Source organism: Streptomyces sp. NPDC047974, from assembly GCF_040653375.1.
Lineage (GTDB): Bacteria > Actinomycetota > Actinomycetes > Streptomycetales > Streptomycetaceae > Streptomyces.
The window spans coordinates 205,730-216,886 of the sequence record NZ_JBEZNU010000011.1 but is presented as its reverse complement, the minus strand read 5'-3'; the positions used below and the strand labels follow the sequence as shown (position 1 = coordinate 216,886).

The window sequence follows — 11,157 nt, the reverse complement described above, 5'->3', positions numbered from 1 at the left end:
GCTCCGACGTCGGCGCCGGCCGCACCAAGGCCGTCCAGCAGGAGGACGGCTCCTGGCACATCGAGGGCGTCAAGCGCTTCATCACCAGCGGTGAGCACGACATGGAGGAGAACATCCTCCACTACGTCCTCGCCCGCCCCGAGGGCGCCGGCCCCGGCACCAAGGGCCTCAGCCTCTTCCTCGTCCCGAAGTACGAGTTCGACTGGGAGACCGGCGAGCTCGGCGCCCGCAACGGCGCCTACGCGACGAACGTCGAGCACAAGATGGGCCTCAAGGCCTCCAACACGTGCGAGATGACCTTCGGCGACAAGCACCCCGCCAAGGGCTGGCTCATCGGCGACAAGCACGACGGCATCCGCCAGATGTTCCTCATCATCGAGTTCGCCCGCATGATGGTCGGCACGAAGGCGATCTCCACCCTCTCCACGGGCTACCTCAACGCCCTGGAGTACGCCAAGGAGCGCGTCCAGGGCACCGACCTGGCCAACTTCATGGACAAGGCCGCCCCCAAGGTCACCATCACGCACCACCCCGACGTGCGCCGCTCGCTGATGACGCAGAAGGCGTACGCCGAGGGCATGCGCTCCCTCGTCCTCTACACGGCCACCGTGCAGGACGAGATCCAGCTCAAGGAGGCCGCGGGCGAGGACGCGAAGGCCCTCCACGGCCTGAACGACCTCCTGCTCCCGATCGTGAAGGGCTACGGCTCCGAGAAGGGCTACGAGCAGCTCGCGCAGTCGCTCCAGACCTTCGGCGGCTCCGGCTTCCTGCAGGAGTACCCGATCGAGCAGTACATCCGGGACGCCAAGATCGACACCCTCTACGAGGGCACCACCGCCATCCAGGGCCAGGACTTCTTCTTCCGCAAGATCGTCCGCGACCAGGGCGCGTCCCTGAACGCGCTCTCGGAGGAGATCAAGAAGTTCCTCGCGGTCGGCACCGGCGGCGAGGAGCTGGCCGGCGCCCGCGACGCGCTCACCAAGGCCGCGGTGGACCTGGAGGGCATCGTCAAGAAGATGCTCGACGACCTCATGGCCACCGGCGAGGACGTCAGGAACATCTACAAGGTCGGCCTCAACACCACCCGCCTGCTCATGGTCTCCGGCGACGTCGTCGTCGGCTACCTGCTCCTCAAGGGCGCGGCCGTCGCCGCCGAGAAGCTGGCCGCCGGCGCGACCGGCAAGGATGTCGCCTTCTACCAGGGCAAGATCGCCGCCGCGAAGTTCTTCGCCGCGAACGTCCTGCCGGGCGTCTCCGCCGAGCGGCGCCTCGCCGACGGCGTCGACGGCGGCCTGATGGACCTGGACGAGGCAGCGTTCTGAGAACACGCCTCGTCCTACTCGGAACGGCCCGTCCCCGGGGAGGGGGGCGGGCCGTTCCCCCTTTCCTCAAGGCTCGGTTCTCCCCCAGCTCCGCTGGGGGGACCCCCACCGGGGCGCTACAGCCGGGCTCACTCGCCGGGTTCCGCGGGCGGAGGCACGGACTCTGCGGCCCTCACCACCGGCCCCGGGCGCGGGAAGGGGTCCCCGTATGGTGGGCCCATGAGCAGCGCAGCTTCCCGACCGGCGTCCGCACCCTTCGGGCCCGGACACACCGATGACCTGATGTCCTTCCTCGCGGCCTCGCCGTCGCCGTACCACGCGGTGGCCAACGCCGCGGACCGGCTGGAGAAGGCGGGCTTCCGCCGGGTCGAGGAGACCGCGGCGTGGGACGGGACGAGCGGTGGGAAGTTCGTGACCCGCGGCGGCGCGATCATCGCCTGGTACGTGCCCGAGGGCGCCGCCCCGCACACCCCGTACCGGATCGTCGGCGCGCACACCGACTCCCCCAACCTGCGCGTCAAGCCCCAGCCCGACATGGGCGCCCAGGGCTGGCGGCAGGTCGCCGTGGAGGTCTACGGCGGCACCCTCCTCAACACCTGGCTCGACCGCGACCTCGGCCTCGCCGGCCGCCTCACCCTCCGCGACGGCAGCCACCGCCTGGTCAACGTCGACCGGCCGCTGATGCGCGTCCCGCAGCTCGCCATCCATCTCGACCGCTCCGCCAACGACGGTCTGAAGCTCGACCGGCAGCGCCACATGCAGCCCGTGTGGGGCACCGGTGAGGTCCGCGAGGGCGACCTCGTCGCGTTCGTCGCGGGCGAGGCCGGCGTGGAGGCCGAGGACGTGGCCGGCTGGGACCTGATGGTCCACGCCGTCGACGCCCCCGCCTACCTCGGCCGGGACCGCGAACTCGTCGCCGGGCCGCGCATGGACAACCTGCTGTCCGTGCACGCGGCCGTCGCCGCGCTCGTCGAGGTCGCCGGGCGCGAGGACCTCCCGTACATCCCGGTCCTCGCCGCCTTCGACCACGAGGAGAACGGCTCCGAGGCCGACACCGGCGCCCAGGGCCCCCTCCTCGGCACCGTCCTGGAGCGCTCCGTGTACGCCCGCGGCGGCGGCTACGAGGACCGGGCCCGCTCCTTCGCCGGCACGGTCTGCCTCTCCTCCGACACCGGCCACGCCGTCCACCCCAACTACGCGGAGCGGCACGACCCGACGCACCACCCGCGCGTCAACGGCGGCCCGATCCTCAAGGTCAACGTCAACCAGCGGTACGCCACCGACGGCACCGGCCGCGCCCTCTTCGCCGCCGCGTGCGAGAAGGCGGGCGTGCCGTGGCAGTCGTTCGTGTCCAACAACGACATGCCCTGCGGGACCACGATCGGCCCCATCACGGCCGCCCGCCACGGCATCACCACCGTCGACATCGGCGTGGCGATCCTCTCCATGCACAGCGCCCGCGAGCTCTGCGGCGCCGAGGACCCCTACCTCCTCGCCAACGCCCTGGTCGCCTTCCTGGAGGGCTGACCCCTCAGGCGTCCATGCCCGCGAGGATCAGCGGGAGGCGGCTCGCGCCGTCTCCCGTGATCCGCACCGGGACGCCCCAGTCCTGCTGGTGGACGTGGCAGGCCGGGTACTCGTTGGCCGGGTCGTCGTCGCAGGACGCGGCCATCGCCGAGACGTGCAGGACGCCCTCGGCGAGGTCCGGGTTCAGCACCAGGTCGCGGAAGAGGTCCGTGCCCGTGCCCTCGCCGGAGAGCAGCAGCTCCGGCGGGGTCGAGGAGACCAGCAGGCGGGTCGAGGGGCCGTACCGCTCGTCCAGCTTCTGGCCCGTCGGCGCCTGGAAGACGACGTCGAGCCGGAAGGCGCCCGGCGCCACGTCGGTGGCCTCGCGCTTCGTGCGGTGGGCGACCGCTTCCACCCGCACGGCCTCCTCCGGGAGCCGCAGCCGGGTGAGCCGGTGGCGCGCCGACTCGACGACGACGATGTCGTCGCCGACGAGGACCGCGTCGCTGGGCTCGCGCAGATCGGTCGCGAGGGTGGTGACCTCGCCGGTGGCGGGGTCGTAGCGGCGCAGGGCGTGGTTGTACGTGTCGGAGACCGCGACCGAGCCGTCGGGCAGGGCGGTCACGCCGAGCGGGTGCTGGAGCAGCGCCTGGCCGGCGGCGCCGTCCCGGTGACCGAAGTCGAAGAGGCCGGTGCCGACGGCGGTGTGCACGGTGCCGTCGGTGTCGACGTACCGCAGGGCGCTGGTCTCCGAGTCGGCGATCCAGAGGCGGTCCTCGGTGGCGGCGAGCCCGGACGGCTGCGCGAACCAGGCCTCGGCGCCGGGGCCGTCGACGAGCCCCTCGTTCGTCGTCCCGGCCGCGACCTCGACGGTCCCCGTCCCGGGGTCGTACGTCCAGATCTGGTGCACGCCGGCCATGGCGATCCACACCTTGCCCTGCCACCAGGCGACGTCCCACGGCGAGGACAGGTCCACGTCGAGCGCGGGCCCGGAGGTCGGCGAACCCTGCCACCACTGCCTGCCGGTACCGGCGATCCGCTCCACCTCGCCCGTCGCCGGGTCGAAGCGCTGCAGCGCGTGGTGCACGGTGTCCGCGACGACGACCGTCCCGTCCGGCAGCAGCGCGAGCCCCTGCGGCTCGCGGAAGACGCCCTCGCCGCCGATCCGGCGCAGGACGGTCTCCCCGTCGGCGGCCAGCTCGACCAGCTGGTGCCGGGTGGTGTCGGAGACGAGGATGTTCCCCTCCGGGAGGACGACGGCCTTCCCCGGGAAGCGCAGATCGGTCGCGACGGGCTCCGGCGGCACGTACGGCCCGTCGCCGCGCCGCAGCGTCCCCTTCGCCTCGTGCTCCGCCTCCAGCTCCTCGACCAGCGTCCGGAGCGCGTTGGCGTGCCCCTCGCCCGCGTGCTGGGCGACGACGTACCCCTCGGGGTCGATCACGACGAGCGTCGGCCACGCGCGCACGGCGTACTGCTTCCAGGTCGCCAGCTCCGGGTCGTCGAGCACCGGGTGGTGCACCTCGTACCGCTCCACGGCGTCGACGACCGCCTGGTGCTCGGCCTCGTGCACGAACTTCGGCGAGTGCACGCCCACGATGACGAGCGTGTCCCGGTGCTTCTCCTCCAGCTCCCGCAGTTCGTCGAGGACGTGCAGGCAGTTGATGCAGCAGAAGGTCCAGAAGTCCAGCACGACGATCTTGCCGCGCAGGCCGGCGAGGGTCAGCTCGTCGCCGCCGGTGTTGAGCCAGCCGCCCTTGCCGATCAGCTCGGGGGCACGGACACGGGCACGCTTGCGGGGTGCGGGCGCAGGGGTGGGCGCCGGAGCAGCATCGTTCATCCTTCAAGCTTGCCATCCGCCCGTGAACGGGCCGTGAAGGGCCCGCCACGACCCCACGCGAGCGCACAGGCGTGCGGACGTACGTGCGTACGGGTGGATCGGTGGGGCCGGGTGGGGGGTGCGGGCGTGTCCCGGGGCGAGTCGGGGGCCCGGCGGGCGATGGCATGGGCGCATGACGCATGCGGGCAGATCATCCGACTACTCGCGCATCCGGGGGAGGCGGGCCGTCCGGGCCGGTGCCGGGATCCTCGCCGGGGTGCTCGTCCTGCCCTGCCTCGTCCTCGCCGCCGGGGCCCCCGCGCGGGCGGGCGGCGCGGGCGACAGGGCACTGCGGCTGACCGTCACCGTCAACGGCCGCGGGGACGACGGGGAACGGCCGGCCCCCGTACGGGCCGGCGGCGAGGTGGTGAAGCGGTACCGGCTGGTGAACCGGGGCGGCGCCGATCTGCACGGGGTGCGGGTGCGCGACCCCGGACTCCCCGCGGGCGTCGCCGCGCGCTGCCCGCGCCGGACCCTCGTCGGGCTCACCTCCATGGAGTGCGCCGCCCGCTTCCGCGCCCTTCCCGGGACCCGCGAAGGCACCGTCCGCGCCGAGGGCCGGATCCCCTCGCTCGGGCTCGCCGTCGCCGCGACCGCCCGCAGCGGGTACAGCGGTGTCCTCGGGGCCCTCGTCCTCGGCGAGCGGGTGCGCGTCGCCGCGCCCGCGGCGAAGGGCGCGGCCACCGTCACGTACACCGTCGCCAACCGCGGGAACCGGCCCCTGTACGACGTACGCGTCACCGATCCCGGGCTCGGGCTCGGTGGGCGCGGTGTCGACTGCGGCGCGGGCCCGCTCCGGCTCGCCCCCGGCGCCTCCGCCCGCTGCACGGCGACCTTACGGCGCCCGCCGGGCGTCCACCGCAGTACCGGTCTCGCCACCGCGACCGACCGGGTCGCCACCTACGCCCCCGACGGGCGCCGGCTCGCCGCGCCCCTGCTCACCGCCCGTACCGGCGCCTCCTTCACCGTGCCGGAGCCGGCGCCTGAGCCCGTACGGGAGGCGCCTCCGGAGGGGCGCGGGGGGTCGGCTGCTGCCGGTGCGCCCGGAACCCCCGGGGCGCGCGGAGCGGCCGGCGCGCCTGGTGCGGCCGGTGCGCCCGGCGTGCCCGGCGTGCCTGGTGCGACCGGTGGTGCGGCCGCCGCGCCCGTACCTCCGCTGACGGGCGTCCTGCCCCTCGGCCCGCCCGGGGCGGAGGCCGCCGTCCCCGGGGCCGCAGTGGTCGGGGAAGGGGCCGGGGCCGGTGTCGGGGCCGATGCCGGTGTCGATGAGGGGCTGGTGGAGCCCGCACCGGCCGCGCCGCCCGCCCCTGCCGCACCCGAGGCCGCCGACGCGTCCGACGCCGTCGACTCCGCCCGCACCGGAGGCACCGGAGGCACCGGAGAGGCCTCGGCCGGGGGGCGTACCCCGCCCGATGCCGCCCGGCAGGCCGCGACGCTCGACGGCGAGGGGTTTCTCGGGCGGTTGCGGCGGCGGGGACGGGAGGCGGACGAGATGGGGGTGGTCGTGATGCTGCTGCTGATCCTGGTGCCGGCGGCGCTCGCCGCCGCGCTCCTCGGGAACCGGAGGACCTGACCCGTGGCCGTGCTCGAAACGCTCTTCGTCGTGCTCGGGGTCGCCCTGCTCGGCGCGCTCGCCGTCGTCGTCAAGACGCGGCTCTTCCCCCTCCCCGAGAGCGAGGAGCCGCGCGAGGACGTCGCCGAGTACATCGCCATGATGGTCTCGGTGCTCTACGCCATCGTGCTCGGCCTCTGCCTGGTCTCGGTCTGGGACACCCGCACCTCCGCCTCCGACCACGCCCAGGCCGAGGCGAGCGCCCTGCACCAGACGTATCTGCTCGCCGACGCCTTCCCCGGCGACCGGCGCGAGCCGCTGCGGGCGGCGGCGCGGACGTACGCCGACCACGTGGTGGACGTCGAGTGGCCGATGATGGCCGCCCGGCAACCGCTCGATCCCTCCGGCTGGCGGCTGCTCGAACAGCTCCGGCGGGCGGGCGAGGTCGACGACACCGCCACCGTCTCGCAGCAGATCGCCGCGCAGGAGGTCCTCGCCCAGCTGGGCAACGTGGACGACGCCCGGCGCAGCCGGGAGGCGGCCGCGCAGGAGCGGCTGTCGCCGGTGCTGTGGGCCGGACTGATCATCGGCGGTGTCCTGACCCTCGCCTTCATGTTCATCTTCGGCATCCGTCACACCCGCACCCATGTGGTGATGGTGATGGGTCTCGCCGGTTTCATCGCCTTCACGGCGCTGCTGGTCCATCAGCTCGACGAGCCCTTCGGCGAGATGCTCGGCACGCCACCGGAGGCCTTCGTCCGCTACTTCGGGTGATCCCGCTGTTTCACGTGAAACAGCGAGAGGGAGACATTGCGCATGAAATACCTCGTGCGGGACAAGTTCTTCGCCATCGGCGACGACTACTGGATCGAGGACGAGGACGGCCGGCCCGCCTTCCTCGTCGACGGCAAGGCGCTCCGGCTGCGCGACACACTGGAGCTGAAGGACCGTGACGGGCGGGTGCTCGTCACGCTGCGGCAGAAGCTCGTCAGCCTGCGCGACGCGATGACGATCGAGCGGGACGAGCAGCCGCTGGCGACCGTCCGCCGCAAGCGGCTCTCACTGCTGCGCAACCACTACCGCGTGACGCTCGTCGACGGCACCGAACTGGACGTCAGCGGCCGGATCCTGGACCGGGAGTTCGCCGTCGAGTACGAGGGCGAACTGCTCGCCCACATCTCCCGCCGGTGGTTCCGCGTCCGGGACACCTACGCGGTGGACGTCGTCCGCGAGGACGCCGACGCCTCCCTGCTCATCGCGGTGGCGGTGTGCGTGATCCGGATGGCCGAGCGGGGAGGGGAGTAGCGGGAGGGGGACCGAGACGGGTGGGTCCTGTAAGGCTCTGGCCAACGCGGCTTGTTTCCGGCGCTCGGACCGGGAAACATACGGGTGCATCTGCAAAGTGATGTCGTCGTACCGCCATGGGGGCTCCGCGAGATGGGTTTTGACGAGGAAACTGCCGGCCTTCGGTCCACCGGGGCCGCCGCTGCGGCGCCGGCCCAGGAGCCGGCGGCCATGCGCCTGAACCAGCTGGACGACGGCACCGGCGGCCGGGGGATCGTCGGTGGCGGCGCCCCGGACCTGCGGACCGCGCCGGAGAAGAAGAGGGCGGCGGCGAACACCATCGAGACCGAGCTGGAGCCCAACACGGGCAAGGCCGCCAAGTGGGCCGACGAGGCCACCACCACGGCGATCTCCACCTTCGGCGGCTGGTCCGTCGCCGCCGGCCTGAAGACGGTCGACACCACCTGGAACAACCAGGTCAAGGCGCTGCTCGCGCGCCTCGCGCACGAGAAGGGCGCGCTGCGCGGCACCGTGACCACCCTCACCGGCCAGGACGTGGGCGTCCGCACGCAGATCGCGAGCGTGCCGCCGGTCTCCTCGATCTCCGGCTACTGAGGAGGGTCCCGCCATGCTGACCTATTCCGAGATCATGACCACCGACCTGGGCAAGCTCTCCGCCGCCGCCGACAAGTGGGACGAGATGGCGAAGGAGCTGCACCGGGTCGAGGGGCGCTACCGGGACAGCGTGCAGACGCTGCCCGACTCGCCGTTCTGGATCGGCGTGAGCGCCACCGCCGCGCGGACCAACTTCTCCGCGACCCGGTACGAGTACCAGGCCGCGCAGACCCAGGCGAAGGCCACCGCGACGCTGCTCCGCAACGGGCACCAGCAGTTCGTCGAGCTGAAGAAGCAGCTGGAGTCGGCCCGCGCCGACGCGGTGAAGGCCGGCATGAAGGTCTCCGAGGAGGGCCGGGTCGCCTACGACTACGGGCGGCTGACCCCCGGGGAGAAGCAGGCCGTCACCCACGACCCGGACTACGCCAAGAGCATCCGGGAGGCGGAGACCGCCTGGGCCGAGCAGCTCGACAGCTGTGTGAAGGCCTTCGACCTCGCCGACCAGGACCTGAAGAAGGACCTGGAGGCCGTGGTGAAGGACAGCGGCGGCGGCAAGAACGACGAGACGCTCGGGACCGGCTTCAACGGCGGCGCGGACAAGGTCGCCGCGGCCGACGACAAGGCCAAGGCCGACCGGATGGACCTCGCCTGGCTGGAGATGAAGGACAACGAGACGCTCGACGACTACATCAAGCGGCTCCAGAAGGAAGGCCTCACCCGGCTCACCGGCAACCCGCAACTCGCCGAGCTGGTGACCAAGTTCACCAACGGCGCGATCACGGCGGGCGCGTTCACCGGCGCGCTGACGGCCGTCGGCATGTACTCGTACAAGCTGTCCAAGGCGCTCCGGCCGCCCTTCGTGCACCCGACCGCGCCCGGCACGTTCCTCTCCAAGCACTTCAACATGCGGCTCGCGGGCGCCGCGCCCGGCAGCCTCCTCAGCAAGATCCCGCCGGGTCTCGCCACCGCCCTCACCGGCTCCGACGAGGCCGCCATGTGGGGCGGGTTCATGCGGAACGGCTCGTTCTTCATGCCGACGGCCGCCGAGGCCAACCTGATCAAGGTCGCCCAGAACGGCGGCCTCGCCAACGCGGCGAAGGCGGCCGGCTGGCTGCGCGGCGCCGGTGTCGTCGGCGGCGTCGCGGCCACCGCCTACGGCGTGGCCAACCTCACCACGTACAACACCGACATGATCAAGGCGGACCCGGCGAAGTTCGCCTCGGACCTGACCGGCACGGCCTTCAGCGCCTCCATGACGGCGCTGACCGTCGCCCCGACGCCGGTCACCCTCGGCCTCGCCATCGGTACGGGCGTGGCCTACGGCGCGGCCCTGATCTGGGACAACCACGAGGCCATCGGCAAGGGCCTGGAGGACGCCGGCGAGTGGGTCGGCGACAAGGCGTCCGACATCGGCGAGGGGATCAAGGACGGCGCGAAGAAGCTGGGCAGCGCGCTGAACCCGTTCGACTGAGCAGCGGCCGCGATACGACCGAGAGGGACACAGGGATCATGCACACCGACGTCACGCCCTTCGAGCTGCACCGGTGGAAGGAGGGCGGCCGGCACGACTACCGGGCCGGGTTCAAGGGCGTCTCGCCGGAGTTCGGCGAGATCGTCCTCACCGCCCCGCTGCCCCGCGGCAACGCGGAGGCGGCCGTCGTCTCCGAGCTGCGCGGCGGCCTGCTCCCCACGGCCTCCTTCGAGGCGCGCGGGATCCACACCGACGTCGTGAAGCTGCCCACCCTCAACCGGTCCACCCTCCGCGTCGGCGACCGGATCGTCCCCATGTCCCGCAACCGCGCGGGCTTCACGCTCGACCAGCGCGCCCTGCACCTGCGGTTCGCGGGCGACGAGTACCGGCTCTCCGCCCTCGACAAGCGCGGCTACGTCCTCACCCGCCTGCCGGACGACGAGGACCCCGGCGTCACCGTCACCGTCCACGAGACCGGACGCGGGAAGAAGGAGCGGCTCCAGGTCCGGGTCGCCGGCCGCGCGGAGGGCGGCGACCTGTCCCTGGCGCTGATCTTCGCGGGGGTGGACCGGTCCGCGCTGACCCGGCTGGGCGCCGTGAAGGCGGGGGTCTCGCGGGTGACGCACCTGTTCGCCGAATCGCAGTACTGATCCGCCCCTGTTCCGCACCCCCTTCTCTTCTTCCGAGCGAGTGAGCGAAAAAAGATGCCTTCCTTCGATGTGACCCGGTCCCGTTTCCGCCTCAGTGACGACCACGTGTTCGTGCTGGCCCAGATGGCGACCGGGCAGCCGGTCCCGGAGGCCCTGGAGGGCGCGCGGGCGGCGCTGCGGGAGGCCGACCTGATCAACGCGGCCGGGGAGCTGTCCGCCCTGCTGCTGCCCCTGATGAAGACCGTCGTCCAGCCGAACGTGATCGTCTCCCTGGAGGCCGGCGGCCGCCAGGGCACCCTGCTCCACGGGCTCCTCATCGGCGAGGAGAACGTCGTCTGCCACGAGAGCTGGCCGGGCGAGGAGGAGGCCGTCTACCGGCTCGTGGAGCCGCGCACGGTGGTGTGGACGCTCGCCGACCTCGTCGCGCTCCGCCAGTCCGGCGGCGCACCGGCGGACGAGGCGGTCGTGGAGACGACGATCGGGGCCCTGGAGGCGGGCCTGGCCGCCCTGGAGAAGGCGGCGTCGACGCCGGGCGCGGACGAGCGGGCGCTGGTGGCCGCGGCCCTGGAGGCGGCGGGCGGACCGGCCGCCCCGCTGGCGGACCTGATCGTCGAGCTGCGCTCCCAGTGGCGCGTCACCGCCGCGTGGCAGGGCGGCCCGGAGGACGAGCGGCGGGTCGTGGCGCGGATCGTGGCGGCCTGGGACTGCGGGCCGCTGGGCTACTGGCTGCGCGAGCTGCCGGCCGAGCCGGTCGCCGAGGGCTCGGTCACTCCGGAGAGCGCCTTCCGGCTGCGCCGGGTGACGCCGAAGCGGCTGTGGCAGTCGCTGACGGACCTCCTCCCCGACGCCGCCGAACTCGCCTCCTGAGCAGGGGCCCGGGG

Annotated in this window: 10 protein-coding genes; 9 read left to right on the top strand and 1 reads right to left on the bottom strand. The window is 73.0% G+C overall.

Features of this window, described 5'->3' with window-relative positions:
* Together AB0E19_RS18415 and AB0E19_RS18410 are read left to right on the top strand one after the other, a co-directional pair.
* Positions 1-1,322: acyl-CoA dehydrogenase (locus tag AB0E19_RS18415; RefSeq protein WP_362180674.1), on the top strand; the 1,322-nt coding region annotated here is incomplete at its 5' end.
* A gap of 219 nt (positions 1,323-1,541) precedes the next feature.
* On the top strand, positions 1,542-2,849 hold the full coding sequence (locus AB0E19_RS18410) for a M18 family aminopeptidase (RefSeq protein ID WP_362180671.1): 1,308 nt from the start codon (positions 1,542-1,544) through the stop codon (positions 2,847-2,849).
* 4 nt (positions 2,850-2,853) lie between these two features.
* Here AB0E19_RS18410 and AB0E19_RS18405 read toward each other — a convergent pair whose 3' ends face one another.
* A complete protein-coding gene (locus tag AB0E19_RS18405; RefSeq protein WP_362180668.1) occupies positions 2,854-4,665 on the bottom strand; it encodes an NHL domain-containing thioredoxin family protein in 1,812 nt (603 codons plus the stop codon).
* 172 nt (positions 4,666-4,837) lie between these two features.
* Between AB0E19_RS18405 and AB0E19_RS18400 the strand changes: the two genes are divergently transcribed.
* The 7 genes from AB0E19_RS18400 (at position 4,838) to AB0E19_RS18370 (ending at position 11,143) form a co-directional block, all read left to right on the top strand.
* Positions 4,838-6,277 (top strand): hypothetical protein, encoded by a 1,440-nt coding sequence (locus AB0E19_RS18400; RefSeq protein WP_362180665.1) that lies wholly within the window; start codon positions 4,838-4,840, stop codon positions 6,275-6,277.
* Between the two features lie 3 nt (positions 6,278-6,280).
* A complete protein-coding gene (locus AB0E19_RS18395; protein WP_362180662.1) occupies positions 6,281-7,030 on the top strand; it encodes a hypothetical protein in 750 nt (249 codons plus the stop codon).
* Between the two features lie 42 nt (positions 7,031-7,072).
* Complete coding sequence (locus AB0E19_RS18390; protein ID WP_362180659.1) at positions 7,073-7,561, top strand: LURP-one-related family protein; 489 nt, start codon at positions 7,073-7,075, stop codon at positions 7,559-7,561.
* Between the two features lie 210 nt (positions 7,562-7,771).
* Positions 7,772-8,155, top strand: a complete 384-nt coding sequence (locus AB0E19_RS18385; RefSeq protein ID WP_362180656.1) for a hypothetical protein — start codon at positions 7,772-7,774, stop codon at positions 8,153-8,155.
* Positions 8,156-8,168: 13 nt separating this feature from the next.
* A complete protein-coding gene (locus AB0E19_RS18380) occupies positions 8,169-9,626 on the top strand; it encodes a hypothetical protein (protein ID WP_362180653.1) in 1,458 nt (485 codons plus the stop codon).
* A gap of 38 nt (positions 9,627-9,664) precedes the next feature.
* Positions 9,665-10,276 (top strand): hypothetical protein, encoded by a 612-nt coding sequence (locus AB0E19_RS18375; protein ID WP_362180650.1) that lies wholly within the window; start codon positions 9,665-9,667, stop codon positions 10,274-10,276.
* Positions 10,277-10,345: 69 nt separating this feature from the next.
* The gene (locus tag AB0E19_RS18370; RefSeq protein ID WP_362180647.1) at positions 10,346-11,143 is read left to right on the top strand and encodes a histidine kinase; all 798 of its coding nucleotides are present in this window, start codon (positions 10,346-10,348) and stop codon (positions 11,141-11,143) included.
* Positions 11,144-11,157: the final 14 nt, after the last annotated feature.